14 protein-coding genes are annotated in these 17,307 nt (G+C 72.7%); 5 read left to right on the top strand and 9 right to left on the bottom strand.

Annotated features, from left to right (window positions below; all coding sequences use genetic code 11):
• The 3 genes from AC1DUE_RS15360 to AC1DUE_RS15350 form a co-directional block, all read right to left on the bottom strand.
• Positions 1-1,203: DUF222 domain-containing protein (locus AC1DUE_RS15360; protein ID WP_477040275.1), on the bottom strand; the 1,203-nt coding region annotated here is incomplete at its 3' end.
• A gap of 128 nt (positions 1,204-1,331) precedes the next feature.
• Positions 1,332-1,988, bottom strand: coding sequence for a LuxR C-terminal-related transcriptional regulator (locus AC1DUE_RS15355; protein WP_477040274.1), 657 nt, complete (start codon positions 1,986-1,988; stop codon positions 1,332-1,334).
• Positions 1,985-3,283 (bottom strand): PspC domain-containing protein, encoded by a 1,299-nt coding sequence (locus AC1DUE_RS15350; protein WP_477040273.1) that lies wholly within the window; start codon positions 3,281-3,283, stop codon positions 1,985-1,987. The genes AC1DUE_RS15355 and AC1DUE_RS15350 overlap by 4 nt, the downstream gene beginning before the upstream one ends.
• A gap of 136 nt (positions 3,284-3,419) precedes the next feature.
• Here AC1DUE_RS15350 and AC1DUE_RS15345 point away from each other — a divergent pair, with 136 nt between their 5' ends.
• Positions 3,420-4,907, top strand: a complete 1,488-nt coding sequence (locus tag AC1DUE_RS15345; protein ID WP_477040272.1) for a PspC domain-containing protein — start codon at positions 3,420-3,422, stop codon at positions 4,905-4,907.
• Between the two features lie 265 nt (positions 4,908-5,172).
• Here AC1DUE_RS15345 and AC1DUE_RS15340 read toward each other — a convergent pair whose 3' ends face one another.
• From AC1DUE_RS15340 to guaA, 5 genes are all read right to left on the bottom strand, one after another.
• Positions 5,173-5,484 carry a hypothetical protein gene (locus AC1DUE_RS15340; RefSeq protein WP_477040271.1) on the bottom strand — a complete coding sequence of 104 codons (312 nt, stop codon included), beginning with the start codon at positions 5,482-5,484 and terminating at the stop codon, positions 5,173-5,175.
• A 52-nt stretch (positions 5,485-5,536) separates the two neighbouring features.
• A complete protein-coding gene (locus AC1DUE_RS15335) occupies positions 5,537-6,277 on the bottom strand; it encodes a hypothetical protein (protein ID WP_477040270.1) in 741 nt (246 codons plus the stop codon).
• A 146-nt stretch (positions 6,278-6,423) separates the two neighbouring features.
• Complete coding sequence (locus tag AC1DUE_RS15330; protein ID WP_477040269.1) at positions 6,424-7,551, bottom strand: glycosyltransferase family 4 protein; 1,128 nt, start codon at positions 7,549-7,551, stop codon at positions 6,424-6,426.
• Positions 7,552-7,563: 12 nt separating this feature from the next.
• Positions 7,564-7,965 (bottom strand): DUF3817 domain-containing protein, encoded by a 402-nt coding sequence (locus AC1DUE_RS15325; RefSeq protein WP_477040268.1) that lies wholly within the window; start codon positions 7,963-7,965, stop codon positions 7,564-7,566.
• Positions 7,966-7,995: 30 nt separating this feature from the next.
• Positions 7,996-9,579, bottom strand: a complete 1,584-nt coding sequence (gene guaA / locus AC1DUE_RS15320; protein ID WP_477040267.1) for a glutamine-hydrolyzing GMP synthase — start codon at positions 9,577-9,579, stop codon at positions 7,996-7,998.
• 119 nt (positions 9,580-9,698) lie between these two features.
• On the opposite strand from guaA, the gene AC1DUE_RS15315 reads away from it, so the two are divergent.
• From AC1DUE_RS15315 to arfB, 3 genes are read left to right on the top strand one after another with little or no spacing between them, the layout of a single operon-like run.
• Complete coding sequence (locus tag AC1DUE_RS15315) at positions 9,699-11,432, top strand: ABC transporter ATP-binding protein (RefSeq protein WP_477040266.1); 1,734 nt, start codon at positions 9,699-9,701, stop codon at positions 11,430-11,432.
• Positions 11,429-13,162, top strand: coding sequence for an ABC transporter ATP-binding protein (locus AC1DUE_RS15310; RefSeq protein ID WP_477040265.1), 1,734 nt, complete (start codon positions 11,429-11,431; stop codon positions 13,160-13,162). The genes AC1DUE_RS15315 and AC1DUE_RS15310 overlap by 4 nt, the downstream gene beginning before the upstream one ends.
• A 31-nt stretch (positions 13,163-13,193) precedes the next feature.
• Complete coding sequence (gene arfB, locus AC1DUE_RS15305) at positions 13,194-13,622, top strand: alternative ribosome rescue aminoacyl-tRNA hydrolase ArfB (RefSeq protein WP_477040264.1); 429 nt, start codon at positions 13,194-13,196, stop codon at positions 13,620-13,622.
• A gap of 49 nt (positions 13,623-13,671) precedes the next feature.
• On the opposite strand, the gene AC1DUE_RS15300 is transcribed toward arfB, so the two are convergent.
• Positions 13,672-14,565 carry an SURF1 family protein gene (locus AC1DUE_RS15300; protein WP_477040263.1) on the bottom strand — a complete coding sequence of 298 codons (894 nt, stop codon included), beginning with the start codon at positions 14,563-14,565 and terminating at the stop codon, positions 13,672-13,674.
• 247 nt (positions 14,566-14,812) lie between these two features.
• Here AC1DUE_RS15300 and AC1DUE_RS15295 point away from each other — a divergent pair, with 247 nt between their 5' ends.
• Entirely contained in the window at positions 14,813-17,281 is a 2,469-nt protein-coding gene (locus AC1DUE_RS15295) for a phosphoketolase family protein (protein ID WP_477040262.1), read from the top strand.
• Positions 17,282-17,307: the final 26 nt, after the last annotated feature.

Below are 17,307 nucleotides of genomic sequence, written 5' to 3'. Positions count from 1 at the left end.
GGGGTCGTAGGGGGTGATGTGGTCGAGGTCGCAGCGGGTGGCGGGTTGTCGGCATCCGGGGAACGTGCAGGTCACGTCCCGGGCGATCACGGTCCGGGTCAGGTCCGCACCCGGCCGGTAGCCGACCGTCCCGGTGTCGATGACCAGCCCGGTGGGGTCGGTCAGCAGGCGCCGCCAGGTCCCGTCCTGGGCCAGCTCACGAGCCATCGCCGCGGGGATCGGCCCGAACGAGYCCAGGAACCCGGGTTGGTCGTCGAGCCCGGCCAGGGTGCTCGCGGCGATGGTGACGCCGATGSTGATGGKGTGGCCGTGGCGGCGCGGYAGCGGGGTCCCGTCCGGGGTCGCCTGCCGGTCCACGATGCCACTGAACACGTCACTGAAGGCGTCCGCGCGGCGCTGGTCCACGCTGCGGTCRTCMCCCTGCACCCGGGTGGTGCCGGCCARSGCGTCCAGCACGGTGAAGGCCATGACYGCCTCGGGTGCGGGCAGGTACGCGGACAGCCACGCCATCCCGTCCACCGACGCCGTCAACGACACCGCCCGGTCCTCCCGCGCGGCGACCAGGCGTTCCTGGGCGGCGTGAGGGTCGGTGGCGATCACCGCGGCGCGCACATGCCGGACCAGCTGCGGACCCGTCATCCGCTCCGCCGCCGCCAACCCCACCGCCAAGACCGCGTCACGCCCCGACGGGTCCGCGACCATCACCTCGCCCATCAGGACGTCGACCTTGCGCGCATCCACCACACCCGCAGCCCAGGCGTCCAGGACCACCGGATGCGTGCACGCCAGGGACGCGCGCACGACCAGCATCTCCGCCGAGCGCCGCGTGATCACCAACGCACACGCCAACTCATCCGGCACCGGAGACGGGTGCACCGGGCGGCGGACCTCCAGCTCATGGATCGCGACCGCCTGCGCCGCCTGAGCCGCCCGGATCAGCTGCTCGAAGCCTTGGACCACCCCGATCACCGCACCCGAAGGCAGATCGGCGACCTCCACACCATCAAGCAGGCCCGCCAGGTCCAGAACCGAAGCACCCGGCACCGGGAACTCCGGCAGACCGGCGGCGCGCCCGGTCGCTGACTCCGACGCGGAGATGGACTCGGGCGCAGGGGCGCACTCGGCGCTCGCCGCGGCGGCGGGAGCCGGGCGGGGCGCGGCGGCTGACGCCGGGTCGGACGCGTCGGGTCGTGTCGTGCCCATTCGTCGCGCCTCCTCGTCCGCCGGATCGATCCGTTCGAACAAGTGTACGATCGACCACCGACACGCGACAGGGCCGCGGATGCGATCTGTGGACAACCGAGGCGAGCACCCCGAGAAGGCCGAGAGCCTTACAGCAGCCGGCGGGCGGCGGCCCAGCGGGTCAGCTCGTGGCGGCTGGACAGCTGGAGCTTGCGGAGGACCGCGGAGACGTGGGTCTCGACGGTCTTGATGGAGATGAACAGCTCGCTCGCGACCTCGCGATAGGAGTAGCCGCGCGCGATGAGCCGCATGACCTCCCGCTCGCGGGCGGACAGCCGGTCGAGCTCGTCGTCACCGATCGCGACGTCGCCGGCGGACGACCCGAAGGCGTCGAGGACGAACCCGGCAAGGCGCGGTGAGAAGACGGCGTCCCCGGAGGCCACGCGGCGCACGGCGTCGGAGAGGTCGGTGCCGTCGATGTTCTTGGTGACGTACCCGCGAGCGCCCGCGCGGATGACTGCGACGACGTCCTCGGAGGCGTCGGAGACGGACAGGGCGAGGAAACGGGTCGTCCCGAGCAGGTCGGTGCAGGCGCGGATGACCTCGGCGCCCCCTCCCCCGTCGCCGCCGGGCAGGTGGACGTCGAGCAGGACGACGGGCGGCTTCAGCGACCGCACGAGCCGGATCGCGTCGTCGACGGTGTCGGCCTCCCCCACCACCCGCACGCCGGCATCGAGCGAGGCCTTCACGCCCGTGCGGAACATGTGGTGGTCGTCGACCAGCACGACATCGACGACGTCGCTCATCGTTCTTCCCTCTCGGTAGAGCCCACGGGAACCAGCAGGTGCACCTCGGTCCCGCGGCCGGGTCGGCAGGTCACGGTCGCGGAGCCTCCGCGACGACGCACGCGGCCGATGATCGACTCGCGCACGCCGAACCGGTCGGACGCGACCTCGTCGAGGTCGAACCCCTCGCCATGGTCCCGCACGAACACCTCGACCTGCGACGCACCGACCTCGAGGTAGAGCGAGACCGGCGGCAGACCGTGCACGACGGCGTTGACCAGGGCCTCGCGGGTGGCCTGCAGCAACGCCTCGGTGTCGGCGTCGGGCACGCGGTCCCCGACGACGACCGACTCGATGGCGACCGGGTCACCGGACGGGCCGGAGCGGGAGTCCTCGACCTCCGCGACGATCTCGCGCAGCGACGCGGCGACGGACGTGCCCGGCGCGGGGCGGTCGTCGTAGAGCCACTCGCGCAGCTCGCGCTCCTGCGCACGGGCCATGCGGGCGACCTCAGCGGAGTCGTCGGCACGCAGACGGATCAGCGCGAGGGTCTGGAGCACGGAGTCGTGCAGGTGGGCCGCGATGTCGGCGCGCTCGGACTCGCGCGCGCGGGCGGCCCGCTCGTCGCCGAGCTCTCGCACGAGCCGCAGCCACCAGGGCGTGAGCACGAGCGCGACCCCGCCGAGCATGACCACGGCGGCGATGATCGACTGCGCGAGGGTCGCGGGCTCGACGCCCTGGCCCGACCCGAGGCCGATGAACAGGAGCACCCCGACGCCGGCCAGCAGGATCCCGCCCGCGACGCGCAGCAGGCTCACGGGGGTCCGACCGCCCGCACGGTCCTTCAGGCGGTCGCGCTGTGCGGCGTCGAGCTGGCTCCACGCCAGCCACAGTCCGGCCAGCACGATGAGCGCGGGCAGCAGCCAGTCGGCCTCGACGTCGGCGCCGGCGCGCACCGCGACGAGCAGCACGGCCGCGACGACGAGCACCACGCCGATGGCGATGTCGGTGACCGGGATGCGTCGGCCGGGCTCCACGACGTTCTGCCGTCGCGCCAACCGGGTCAGGGTGCTCGGCCGCACGTCCTGCGCAGCGTCGGCAGGATCGCCGACGGGGATCGCGAGCCACCAGAACACGTAGAGCATCGGTCCGACGGCCGCGACGGGCGTCAGCACGAGGAACGCGAGCCGCACCAGCCCGACGGGCACGTCGAGGTGCGCGGCGAGGCCCAGGGCCACGCCACCGAACCAGCGCCCGCGCACGGGGCGGCGCAGCGGCAGCCGTCGCGGGGCGACGAGAGGTTCGGTGGGGTGCACGGTCCGATCGTCACATGCCCGCAGGCCCCCTGGGGTGCATCTCGGGGGCGCTTCAGGGCTGCGGCCCCGCAGGATCAGGGTGCTCTCAGGGGCACACCCGATGCCGCCCGTCCTCGCCGACGAGCAGGATCGAGACATGGACACGAGCACTCCCCCCGCACCGGAGGAACCGGCACCCGCCCCGGCGGCCCGAGCGACCGACGGCTTCTTCGCCGCGGTCCGCCGCCTTGGCATCACGCGTGCCGACGACCGTTGGGTCGCCGGCGTCAGCGCCGGCGTCGCCGACAGGTTCGGCATCGACCCGCTGCTGGTCCGCGGCATCTTCGCCGCGTCCCTGCTGCTCGGCGGTTTCGGGCTGGTCGCCTACGGCATCGCCTGGGCCCTGCTGCCCGAGCGTCGCGACGGGCGCATCCACTTCGAGGAGATGATCCTCGGCCGGTTCGACATCGCCCTGCTCGGCGCACTCGCGTTCGTGCTGGTGGGCCTGGGCCGCGGCGACAACTGGTTCTTCTTCTGGGGACCTCCCGGATGGATCCAGGGGCTCCTGTGGCTGCTGTTCGTCGCCGGGATCGTCGCGATCGTGCTCGCCGTCGTGAACCAGCGCCCGCGACCCGTCGCGGCTCCGCCCTACGGAGGACCCATGACTGCACCGACGGACGCCCAGCAGGACCAGACAGCACCCGCCGCGACGACCTACGCCGCCGCGACCGCTGCCTCCGCGTACACCGCGCCCGCATACTCGGCACCGGCGTACACGGCACCCGCCTACACAGCGCCAGCCCCGACCGGGCCGGCCTACGCCGCTCCCGCCTACGCACCGCCCGGGTACAACCCGCCCCCGCCCGTCCCGCCGAAGCAGCAGCGACCGCCGCAGCCGCCCAGGCCGCCGAAGCCGCGCACCCCGGGTGCCGGCGCCGGAACGGTCGGCGTGGTGGTCGCGCTCAGCCTGCTCACGCTCGCCGGGCTGCTGATCGCAGAGCGCTCGGGCACCTTCGACGGACCCGTCGCCCTCACGGCGCTCGGCATCGCGATCGTCCTGGCGGGCATCGGGATCATCGTCTCCGGCCTGCGCGGCCGCACCAGCGGGGCGCTCGGCGCCCTCGCGGTCCTCGGTCTGATCGCCTCCGTGCCGCTCGGGGTCGTGACGAGCACCAGCTCGTTCTGGCGAGGCGACGGAGAGCGTCAGCTCAGCGCCTCCGACGTCGCGGCCAGCAGTCGCCAGGAGGCGGCCGACGGCTACTCGATGGGGTTCGGCGACGTCGTCATCGACCTCACGGACGTCCCGATGACCGACCAGACCCTCGTCGTGCCCATCTCGCTGGCCGCGGGCGACCTCACGGTTGTCGTGCCGGAGGGTGCGAGCGTCGACGCCGACGTCAACATCGGCGCCGGCGAGATCACCTGGGACGTCGACGGCGAGAACCGGTCGCAGGACGGCGTCGCCATCGACGACGGCAACTTCACCACCGGGAGCGACGACCCCGAGCTCCGGCTCCAGATCCGCGTCGGCGCCGGTCAGGTCGCGATCACCGACTCCAGCCCGTCCGGCAGGCCGCTCCCGACCGTTCCCACGCCGCCGTCCGTCCCGACGGTTCCGGCCCTTCCCGGGGAGGAGACCCCATGAGCACCGACAAGAACACCCCCGACGACGAGACCCAGGTCATGGACGTCGTCGACGAGACCCAGCAGTCCGTCGACGAGACCGACACCACGGTCCAGGAGACCGCGCCGCTGGTCGACGAGACCGAGACGCCGGTCGACGAGTCCGAGACGCTGGTCGACGAGACCGAGACACTGGTCGACGAGACCGAGGTGCTCCCCGCGCTCGAGGAGCTCCCGGAAGCCGGCGCGCACGACGACGTCGTACCCGAGCCTGTGCTCGCCGAGACTCAGCCGCTCGCAGCGGCCGTGCCGACGATCGAGGACGAGCCGACGCCGACGCGTACGACGCCCGTCGCGGACCCGGATCCGTTCGAGCTGTTCAGCCCGGCACCCGCGGCGTCGGAGGGCTGGCAGTCGGCCCCGGAGCCCGCGGTCGTCGTCGAACCGAGGATCGTCGAGCCGGCAGCCGTCGAAGCAGACACCGGACGACGCCGGCTCCGTGTCGGCACGGTGGTGTGGGGTCTGGTGCTCGCCGCCTGCGGGCTGGGCGTGATCGCCTGGGCCTCCGGGGCGCGCATCGACTTCCAGCTGGCCCTCATCGTCCTGCTCGCCGCGTCCGGCCCCGTCGCGGGGGCCGGACGTCGGCGTGCGTCACTGGACCGGCGGAGCCGGCGGCGCGGTCGGCGGAGCGCTCGGCGGTGCCGGAGGTGCTGCCGGCGGTGCCTGCGGCGGGACGGACGACGCGGGCGGGACGGGCGTCGTCGGCGGAGTCGGTGCGACGTGCGCCGGAGCCGACTCGGTGGCCGGACGCGTCGCGACGACGGGATCCGGCGTCGCTGCCGCCGGAGCACCGAGCCCCGCCACCGCGGCTGGCGGAGCGGCATGCGCGGCCGGCGCCGGAGCCGCGGCAACGGGAACCGCGGCGGCTACGGGTGCCGCGCTCGGCACCACGGCGACGGACCCCTTGCCGAGGTGCCGCACGGCCCAGCCCAGGAGGATGAGCACGACGCCGATCCCCACGACCAGCAGAGCCACGCCGAAGGCGACGACGGACGTGAACAGGGACGCCCGCAGGAACGAGGCCGTCATGACGGTCTGCCGGGTCGGGTCGTCCTGGGGCAGCTCGGCGTAGGTCTTCCCGCCGGACGCCTCGAGCGCGTGCGTGTTGATGATGTCGGCCTGGAACCAGGCCTCCCAGGGCGTGTCGACGAGCTGACCGCCGAATGCCTGCGCGTCGTCGGAGACCGTGATCTTCTCCGCCGCGAGGTTGCTGGACACGGCCCCCCACGTGACCCCGCCGGCCACGATGAAGATGATGCCGAAGATGATGGTCAGGAGCCCGATGACGCGGACCCCCTTGGACCCTTCGGTCCCAGTCGTCGTCGTCGTCATTTCTACCCTTCCGAATCCCGCTGCGGAAACTACGGGCCGCAAGGGCCGGATGAGCGCCGCAGCTCATGCCAGAAGTACCTAACGCGTCCACGTTAGCGAGAATTGTCCGAGAAAGCCCGGATCAGTTGGTTCGACGGTGCGTCTGATCAGGCAGAGCGCACCAGGGAACGCGCTCGCGCGTATTCCGCGTCGGCTGCGAGGAGCACGTCCGACCACCCGAATGCGGGGGGCGTCGAGCGATTGTGCGCGATGATCGTGCGCAACAGCTCGCGGTCCTTCGCCAGGCGCACGATGACGTCGGCCATCTCGTCGTCGTCGGCCACGAGAAATCCGTCGATCCCGTCCTCGACGAACTCCGCCATCCCCGTCCCCCGTCGCGCGACGACCACCAGCCCGGCGGTGCGCGCCTCGAGGGCGGCGATCCCGAACGCCTCGAGCTCGGCGGACGCGAGGAACACGTCCGCGTGCGCGTAGGCGGCGCGAACGGCCGGGCGCGTCAGCCGACCACGCAGGTCGACGACGTCCTCGAGGCCGCTCGACGAGACCGCCGCGGACACGCTCCCCTGCGCCGGACCGGAGCCGATGATCGACAGGCTCACCGCGCCGGGCCCCAGGCGACGAGCAGCACCGCCGACCAGCTCGACGAGCGGGACGGCGCGCTTGCGGGGGACGAGCCGCATCGTCGCGACGAGCCGCAGCGGTCCGTCCTCGACGGGCTCCGCCTCGGTCGGTCCCCACGCCGCCAGGTCGATCCCGTTCGGCAGGACCGCGACCTCGGCGCCGAACACCTCGCGGACCCGGGCGGCCGCCTCGTGGCTCACGGCGTTGAGCGCGGCCGGCGCCCGGTGCCAGCGGGTCCGGCCGACGACGGCGCGCAACGGCGCGACGTACCCGTCGAGCATGCAGTGCCAGGTGATCGTCATCGGCAGACCCAGGTCCAGGGCGATGCGGGCACCGTCGAACGCGAAAGGCGACAGCACGCCCGCGTGGACGTGCACGACGTCCGGCCGCAGGGTGCGCAGCGCGTCCCGTATGAGCCGGGGCCCGACCGGGTTGACCGGCAGCTCGAACGGGAGGCGCGCGCCGAGGCGGTGGACGTGGACGCCGTTCTCGACGTCGACGACCCCGCCCCGCTCCCCGGCCTCGCCGAGCGTCGCGGTGAGCACGTGGACCTCGTGCCCCGCGGCGACCTGCCGGCCGGCGAGATCCCCCACCTGCGACTCGATCCCGCCCGTGCGGGGCGCGAAGCAGTCGGAGACGTGGGTGATCAGCACGTCACGCCCACTTCACGACTGGGCGCCGGCGGCCGCCTCGATGCGGGCGACGGCCTGCGCGTGGACCTTGCGCTCCAGGATGAACGACATGACGGGCACGACGCCGGCCGCGGCCATCGTCGCCAGACGCCCGACCCGCCAGCGCATCTTGGACCAGAGGTCGAACACGGTCACCAGGTAGATGACGTAGAGCCAGCCGTGCGCGTACGCGACCCAGGCGCCGATCACGGGGTTCGGGTGCCCGTCGGCGCCGACGCCGGATGCGTGAAAGCCGTACTTGAGGATGAGCTCCAGGCACAGCAGCAGGAGCATCGACCCGGTGATCCAGGCCATGATCCGGTAGCGCAGCAGCGCCCCGCTCGCCCGGCGCGGCCAGGTGGCTGCCTTGTTCGTCGTCGCAACCGACTCAGTCATGGGTCGATTCTCCCCTACGCGCGGAGTCGCTCACTCCCACTCGATCGTGCCCGGCGGCTTGCTCGTGACGTCCAGGACCACCCGGTTGACCTCGGGCACCTCGTTGGTGATGCGGGTCGAGATGATCGCCAGCACGTCGTACGGCAGGCGGGTCCAGTCGGCGGTCATCGCGTCCTCCGACGACACCGGCCGCAGCACGACGGGGTGCCCGTAGGTGCGACCGTCGCCCTGGACGCCGACCGAGCGCACGTCCGCGAGCAGGACCACCGGGCACTGCCAGATGTCGCGGTCGAGGCCGGCCCTGGTCAGCTCCTCGCGGGCGATGACGTCGGCGGCGCGCAGGATGTCGAGGCGCTCGGCCGTCACCTCGCCGATGATCCGGATGCCCAGGCCGGGGCCGGGGAACGGCTGGCGCCAGACGATGCCCTCGGGCACGCCGAGCTCCAGGCCGACCGCGCGGACCTCGTCCTTGAACAGGGTGCGCAGCGGCTCGACGAGGGCGAACTGCAGGTCGTCGGGAAGCCCGCCGACGTTGTGGTGCGACTTGATGTTGGCCGCACCCTCGCCGCCACCGGACTCGACGACGTCCGGGTAGAGCGTGCCCTGCACGAGGAACTTGACCTCCTCGTCGCTGCCCTCGACGATCTCGCGCGCCGCGTCCTCGAACACGCGGATGAACTCGCGGCCGATGATCTTGCGCTTGGTCTCGGGGTCCGTGTGGCCCGCGAGCGCCCGCAGGAACCGCTCCCGTGCGTCGACGACCTTGAGCTGCACTCCCGTCGCGGCGACGAAGTCCTTCTCCACCTGCTCGGCCTCGCCCGACCGCAGCAGGCCGTGGTCGACGAACACGCAGGTCAGCTGGCTGCCGACGGCCTTCTGGACGAGCGCCGCGGCCACCGAGGAGTCGACGCCGCCGGACAGCCCGCAGATGACGCGCGCGGAACCGACCTGCGCGCGGATCTTCTCCACCTGCTCCGCGACGACGTTGCCGGCGTTCCAGTCGGGCGCGAGCCCGGCGCCCTCGTAGAGGAAGTTCTCGATCGCCTTCTGGCCGAGCGGGGAGTGCTTGACCTCGGGGTGCCACTGCACGCCGAACAGGCGGCGGGACCGGTCCTCGAACGCGGCGACGGGGCTTCCCGACGAGGTCGCGAGGACCGTGAAGCCCTCGGGCGCGGCGTGCACCGCGTCGCCGTGGCTCATCCAGACGGTCTGGCTCTCGGGGCTGCCGCCGAGCACGGTCCCCGGATCGGTCACCGACACCGCCGTGCCGCCGTACTCGCGCTGGCCGGTCTGCGCGACCGTGCCGCCGAGCGCCGCGGCCATCGCCTGGAACCCGTAGCAGATGCCGAGCACCGGGACGCCGGCCTCGAAGAGCGCCGGGTCGACGAACGGGGCGCCGGCGGCGTACACCGACGACGGCCCGCCGGACAGGATGATCGCGGCAGGGTTCTTGGCCAGCAGGTCGGCCACGGAGGCCGTGTGCGGCACGATCTCGGAGTAGACGTTCGCCTCGCGCACGCGGCGCGCGATGAGCTGCGCGTACTGGGCTCCGAAGTCGACGACGAGGACCGGCTGGTGGTCGGTGGTGGCGGGCGGCGGGGGCGTCTGCGTCACGGGTTCAGGGTACCGGCGTGGCGGGACGCCCCGGGCCGTGCACGGCACAGTGCGAAGGCACCCCTCGTCTGCGAAAAGGGTTCGGGGCGTGTCGGTACCGACCCGTAACGTTGCCTCTCGTGCGTTCCCTCCCTCTGGCAGACCCCGGCAACCCGCCGCTGAGCGGGCCGTCCGCGCTGCTCTGGTGGCTCGCGCGCAGGCAGTGGGGCATCCTCCTGGTCGCCGTGCTCCTCGGCGTCACCATGTTCGCGGCCCAGGCCTTCACCCCGTTCGTCGTCGGCAACGCGGTCGACGACGGCCTCGAGCACGGGTTCGGACCCGAGCTGTGGCGCGCCTGCGGCAGCCTGCTCGCGCTCGGGATCGTCGTCATCGTCACCTCCGCGATCGGCCACCGGTACGACATCGCCAACTGGCTGCGCGCGGCGTTCACGTCGTCGCAGCTCGTCGGTCGCACGGTCTCGCGCAGCGGCCACGCGATCACCTCGGAGCTCCCCACCGGCGAGGTCGTCTCGGCCGTCGCCAACGACGCGCTGCGCATCGGCGAGCTCTACGCGCACGCCGCGCACTTCCTCGGCAGCCTCGTCGCGTACGGCGTGGTCGCGGTGCTCATGCTGCGCGTCTCGGTGCCGTTGGGCCTCGTCGTGATCCTCGGCCTGCCGACGGTCGCCGCCGCGCTCGGCCTGCTGGTCAAGCCGCTGCAGCGCAAGCAGGCGGCCCAGCGCGAGGCGTCCGGACGGCTGACCACGCTGGGTGCGGACACGGTCTCCGGCCTGCGCATCCTGCGCGGGATCGGCGGCGAGTCGGTGTTCACCGGCCGCTACCGGGAGCAGTCGCAGACGACGCGGCGGCGCGGCGTCGAGGTCGCGCAGACGCAGTCGATCCTCGACGCCCTGCAGGTGCTGCTGCCCGGCACGTTCGTCGTCGTGCTCATCTGGATGGGTGCGCACATGGCGCAGGCCGGCACCCTCACACCGGGCCAGCTCGTGTCGACGTACGGGTTCGCGGCGTTCCTGGCCTGGCCGGTCCAGAACGCCACGATGATGCTGCAGGCCGCGAGCCGCGCTCACATCGGCGCCGGCAAGGTGGTCAAGGTGCTGCGCGTGGTCCCGTCGACGGGCGCCACGCCCGGCACCGCGGACCTTCCGGAGGCAGGCGTCCCGCTCGCCGACGAGGTCAGCGGGCTGGTGGTCGAGCCCGGACGGGTGCTCGCGCTGGTCAGCGCCGACCCCGAGGAGACGGCACGCCTCGCCACACGCCTGGGCCGGTTCGACGACGAGGCCGAGCGCGAGACGCCGGTGCGCCTCGGTGGCGTGCTGCTGGCGGACCTCGACAAGGACGACGTGCGGTCGCGGATCGTGGTCGCCGAGGCGACGCCGCAGCTGTTCTCCGGACCGCTCGGCGGTGAGCTCGACGTGCGCGGCACCGCGACGCAGGACGACCTGCTGCGCGTGATGGCGACCGCCGACGCGCACGACGTCCTCGACTCGGTGCCCGACGGCCTCGCCGGTGAGCTGCCCGAGAAGGGCCGCTCGCTGTCAGGTGGCCAGCGGCAGCGCGTCGCGCTCGCCCGCGCCCTGCTCGTCGACCCCGAGATCCTCGTGCTCGTCGAGCCGACCAGCGCCGTCGACGCGCACACCGAGGCCCGGATCGCCGTGCGGCTGACGGAGGCACGCCGCGGCCGCACGACGGTCCTGGTCACCGCGAGCCCGCTCGTCCTCGACCACGTGGACGAGGTGGCCTTCGTGCAGGACGGCGTCGTCGTCGCGCGGGGGCGGCACGAGGACCTGCTGGACGACCCGGCGTACCGCTCGGTCGTGGGACGACGGATGGACGAGGAGGTGCTGGCCGGATGAAGCTCCCCATCGCTGACACCGCGACGGTGCGCGCCTACGCCACCGTCCTCATGCGGCGGCACCGCCGGCCGCTGATCGGCATCGTCATCCTGCACACGCTCGCCGCGACGGCGGGTCTGGCGGGTCCCGCGATCCTCGGCCTCCTCGTCAACGCCGTGACCCGCGGCACCACGTCCGCGTACATCAACACGCTCGTGCTCGCGGGCGTGGTCGCCGTGCTCGCGCAGACCGTGCTCATGCGGTTCGCGCAGCGCACCTCGATGGTCTTCGGCGAGGAGGTGTTCGCCGAGCTCCGCGAGGAGTTCATCGAGGCGGTCACCGCCCTGCCGCTGTCGACCGTCGAGCGGGCCGGGACGGGCGACCTCGTCGCGCGCACCACCAACGACGTGAACAAGCTCCAGCACGCCGTGCGCTTCGGGGTGCCGCGCGTGATCGTCGCGGTCGTCACCATCGTGCTCACCGTGGTCGCGTGCCTGATCATCGCGCCGCTGGTCGCCCTCGCGATGTTCGTCGGCGTGCCCACGCTCGTGCTCCTGACGCGCTGGTACCTCAAGCGCGCGACGCCCGCCTACCAGCGCGAGTCGGCTGCCTACGCGACGCTCAACGGCAGCATCACCGAGTCCGTCGAGGGTGCGCGCACGGTCGACGCGCTGCGGCTGGGGTCGCGCCGGCTGGCCCGCGTGGACGCGGACCTGTCCGAGGCGTTCGAGGCCGAGAAGGCGACGCTGCGCCTGCGCACCATCCTGTTCCCCGGCATCGACTCGGCGTTCGTCCTGGCACCGGCCGCCGTGCTGCTGTGGGGCGGGTACCTGGCGTCGCAGGGCGTGGTGACGGTCGGCGCCGTGACCGCGATCGTCCTGTACTGCTACCAGGTGGCCGGCCCGGTGTGGGAGCTGATCTTCTGGATCGACGAGATCCAGGTGGCCGCCACGTCGCTGGCCCGCATCGTCGGCGTGCAGCTGGTCGACCCCGACCGCACGTCGCGCCCGGGCACCCCGGTCGACGAGACCATGGCCGCCCGCGACGTCACGTATGCGTACCGCGAGGGCCACAACGTCCTGCACGGGATCGACCTCGACCTCGCCGTCGGCGAGCGGCTGGCCGTCGTCGGTCCGTCCGGTGCCGGGAAGTCGACGCTGGGGCGGATGCTCGCGGGCATCCACCCACCCAGTGGCGGCTCCGTCGCGGTCGGCGGGGTGCCGCTCATCGACCTGCCGCTCGAGGAGCTGCGCGGACACGTCGCCCTGGTCACCCAGGAGCACCACGTGTTCGTCGGGTCGGTCGCGGACAACCTGCGGCTCGCCCAGGTCGACGCGACGCAGGAGGCCCTCGAACGCGCGCTGCGCGCCGTCGACGCCTGGGACTGGGTGCAGGCGCTGCCCGAGGGCATCGCCACGGAGGTCGGTTCCGGCGGTGCGCCGCTGACCCCGGCGCAGGCGCAGCAGATCGCGCTCGCACGCCTCGTCCTGCTCGACCCGCACACGCTCGTGCTCGACGAGGCGACGTCGCTGCTCGACCCGCGGGCGGCGCGGCACCTCGAGCGGTCGCTGTCGGCCGTGCTCGAGGGCCGCACCGTCGTGGCCATCGCGCACCGGCTGCACACCGCGCACGACGCGGACCGGGTGGCGGTCGTCGACGACGGTCGGATCGTCGAGATCGGCGCGCACGACGACCTCGTGGCCGCCGGCGGCGACTACGCGGCGCTGTGGCACTCGTGGCAGCACGAGTGATGGCGCCTCACCGCGCGGGATGATGCAGACCATGAACGGGCCTCTCGAGCTGCGCGGGGGCGTCGTCGTCCCCGACGACGCCCTCGCGTGGCGCTTCTCCCGGTCCAGCGGACCCGGGGGTCAGTCGGTGAACACCACCGACTCCCGGGTCGAGCTGTCCGTGGACCTGTCGCGCATCCCGTGGACGTCGCCCACGCAGCAGGACCGGGTCCTGGACCGCCTGCGGCCGCGGCTGCGCGGCGAGGTGCTCACCGTCGCCGCGTCCGAGTACCGCTCGCAGCTGCGCAACCGCGAGGCCGCCCTCGTCCGGGCCGCCGCGCTGCTCGACGAGGCCCTCGCTCCCCCGGGACCGGTGCGCAAGGCCTCCCGCCCGAGCCGCGCCTCCCGCGAGCGCCGCGCGCAGTCGGAACGCCAGCGCCGCGCCACCAAGCAGCTGCGCCAGCGCCCCCCGCACGCGTGACCGGCCCGCGAGACGCCGACGGCACCCCTCGCTCGCGACGGCCCCCGTTCTAGGTGGCGCCGTCGCGCGTCTCGGGCGCCGTCGGCTCGTCCTCGTCGTCCGACGCGCCGCGGGCCTCGTCGCGGACCAGCCGGAGCCACAGCAGGACGGCGAACGCGCCGAAGATCCACCACTGCGCCGCGTAGGCGAGGTTCTGGATGTTCAGGCCGGAGCCGGGCTTGGTCGGCGGGTCGAGGAGCGCGACGTCGGCGGACTGCGCCGGATCGGACGAGGACACGACCAGGTATCCCGTGTAGATCGGCCCGCCCCAGGCGTTCAGCAGCTCGGGCGAGCTGATCGCCTCCGTCTGCCCGTCGACCACCCCGGACCCGGCCTCCTCCGAGGCCTGCAGGTAGCCGACGACGTCGACGGTGCCGGCGGGCGGCACGTCGGCGTCGGACGGCGACTCGACCCAGCCGCGCACGACGGGCAGGACCGGCGAGTCGCCGGACGCGACGCGCAGCGGCGTCAGGACGAGGTACCCGACCTGGTCGTCGTGGGCACGGTCGGGGACCAGGAGCTGGCCGGCCGCGTCGTAGGTGCCGGTCACCGCGACCTTGCGGCCGACGAGCATCCCGGTGAAGGAGGTCTGCGGCTGGAACACGGTGTCCAGCGCGACGGGCGGCGCGGCGACGAGCTCGGCGGTGTGCCGGGCCTCGGCGGAGGCACCGCGGACCTGCGCGCGATCGAGCTGCCAGACGCCGAGGCGGGCGCACAGGGCGGCGGCCGCGAGCAGGAGCACGAGGATCACGAGCATCCGAGGGCGCACGGCGGCACGCAGCATCGTCGTCGGAGGCCGGCGTTCTACCTGCTCCCACCCGGACCGGACGGAGGGCCTGGCCGGGCCGGACGACGGGCTCGGAGCACGCTCGCGCGGGGGCGCGGAGGGGCTCGGCTCGGTCACGCCTCACGGTACCCCGCAGGTCGTCGGCAACCGGAGGCGCCTGCTCCCTGGAGCGGCCCCTGTGGCGAACGCCACGAGTTCGGCGAACGTTCGCCGTTCACCAGTGCACGACGCGCTCACCTGCGGTTGTATGGCAGGACGAGGCTGCACATCCGGGCCTATCGGCCCTAGGTGTCGACGCCGTCCGACAACGAGGCTGGCACCGGGGCCGACCGAGGCCCCGAGTGATCACGGGGAGCGCGAGCACATGAGCACCACCACGACACGGCCCACCACCTGGCGACGGGGTTCCGGCGAGACGGTCGACGCCGCGACCCTGCAACGGATCGACAAGTGGTGGCGCGCCGCCAACTACCTGTCGGTGGGGCAGATCTACCTGCTGGACAACGCGCTGCTGCGCGAGACGCTCACCCGGGACCACGTCAAGCCCCGGCTCCTGGGCCACTGGGGCACGACCCCCGGCCTGAACTTCCTGTACGCGCACCTGAACCGCGCGATCGCGGAGCGCAACCAGTCGACGATCTACATCATCGGACCGGGCCACGGTGGCCCGGGGCTCGTCGCGAGCGCGTACCTCGACGGCACGTACTCCGAGGTCTACTCCGACATCACGGACGACGCCGAGGGCATGAGGCGCCTGTTCCGGCAGTTCTCGTTCCCCGGTGGCATCCCCAGCCACGTCGCGCCCGAGACGCCGGGCTCGATCCACGAGGGCGGCGAGCTCGGCTACGCGCTGTCGCACGCGTACGGCGCCGCGTTCGACAACCCCGACCTGCTCGTCGCGACGATCGTCGGCGACGGTGAGGCGGAGACGGGCCCGCTGGCCACGAGCTGGCACTCGAACAAGTTCGGGAACGTGGAGAAGGACGGCGTCGTCCTGCCGATCCTGCACCTCAACGGCTACAAGATCGCCAACCCGACCGTCCTCGCGCGCATCAGCGACGAGGAGCTCAACGCGCTCATGGTCGGGTACGGGCACAAGCCGCACGTCTTCGTCGCGGGGTTCGACGACGAGTCGCACGAGAGCATCCACGGGCGGTTCGCGACGCTGCTGGACGAGGTCCTCGACGAGATCGCGGACATCAAGGCGAGCGGCAGCGAGCAGCGCCCGATGTGGCCGATGATCGTGTTCCGCACGCCCAAGGGCTGGACCGGGCCGGACTACATCGACGGCAAGAAGACCACGGGCTCGTGGCGCGCGCACCAGGTGCCGTTGGCCAGCGCGCGGGACACCCCCGAGCACCTCGACGTGCTGCGGAGCTGGCTCGAGAGCTACCGGGTGGACGAGCTGTTCGACGAGGGCGGCAGGCTGCACGAGGACATCCGCGCGCTGGCGCCGGAGGGGGAGCTGCGGATGAGCGCGAACCCGCACGCCAACGGCGGCCTGCTGCTCAAGGACCTGCGCCTGCCCGACTTCCGCGACTACGCGGTCGACGTGCCGACGCCGGGCGGCTCGTTCAGCGAGGCCCCGCGCGTGCTCGGCGAGTGGCTGACGGACGTGATCCGGCAGAACCCCGACAACTTCCGGATCTTCGGCCCCGACGAGACCGCCTCGAACCGTCTGCAGGCCGTCTTCGAGACGACCGACAAGCAGTGGAACGCGGACTTCTACGGCCCCGACGTCGACGAGCACCTGGCCCGCGCCGGACGCGTGATGGAGATGCTCAGCGAGCACCAGTGCCAGGGCTGGCTCGAGGGGTACCTGCTGACCGGGCGGCACGGCCTGTTCAACTGCTACGAGGCGTTCATCCACATCATCGACTCGATGTTCAACCAGCACGCCAAGTGGCTCAAGGTCTCCGGCGAGATCCCGTGGCGCCGCCCGATCGCGAGCCTGAACTACCTGCTGTCCAGCCACGTCTGGCGCCAGGACCACAACGGCTTCAGCCACCAGGACCCCGGGTTCGTCGACCACGTGGTGAACAAGAAGGCCGAGGTCGTCCGGGTCTACTTCCCGCCGGACGCGAACACGCTCCTGTCGACGTACGACCACTGCCTGCGCAGCCGGCAGTACGTGAACGTCGTCGTGACCGGCAAGCAGCCCGCGCCGAACTTCCTGACCATGGACGAGGCGATCGCGCACTGCACGCGCGGCCTGGGCATCTGGGAGTGGGCCGGTACCGAGGAGCCGGGCGAGAAGCCGGACGTCGTGCTCGGCTGCGCGGGCGACGTGCCGACGCTCGAGGTGCTCGCCGCGGCGGACATCCTCAAGCGCGAGCTGCCCGACCTGAAGGTCCGCGTGATCAACGTGGTCGACCTGATGCGCCTGCAGGACGAGCGGGAGCACCCGCACGGGCTGTCGGACGCACAGTTCGACGGGCTGTTCACACCCGACCGGCCCGTGATCTTCGCGTACCACGGGTACCCGTGGCTCATCCACCGCCTGACCTACCGCCGCACGGGCCACACCAACATCCACGTGCGCGGCTACAAGGAGGAGGGCACCACCACGACACCGTTCGACATGGTGATGCTCAACGACCTCGACCGGTTCCACCTCGTCATCGACGTGATCGACAACGTGCCGTCGCTGCGGACCGCCCAGGCGGGCCTGCGGCAGCGGATGGTCGACGAGCGGCTGCGCGCGCGGGAGTACACCCGCGAGCACGGCGACGACCTGCCCGAGGTGCGCGACTGGGTGTGGCCCGACGCCGGCGACGCCGCGGCCGAGGGCGAGATCGCCGCGACGATCTCCACAGGGGGCGACAACGAATAGCCTGGCCGAACACCTAGGTCAGGAGA

The organism is Cellulomonas sp. P4_A2 (assembly GCF_056402515.1).
This window is presented reverse-complemented; position numbering and strand designations above follow the sequence as displayed.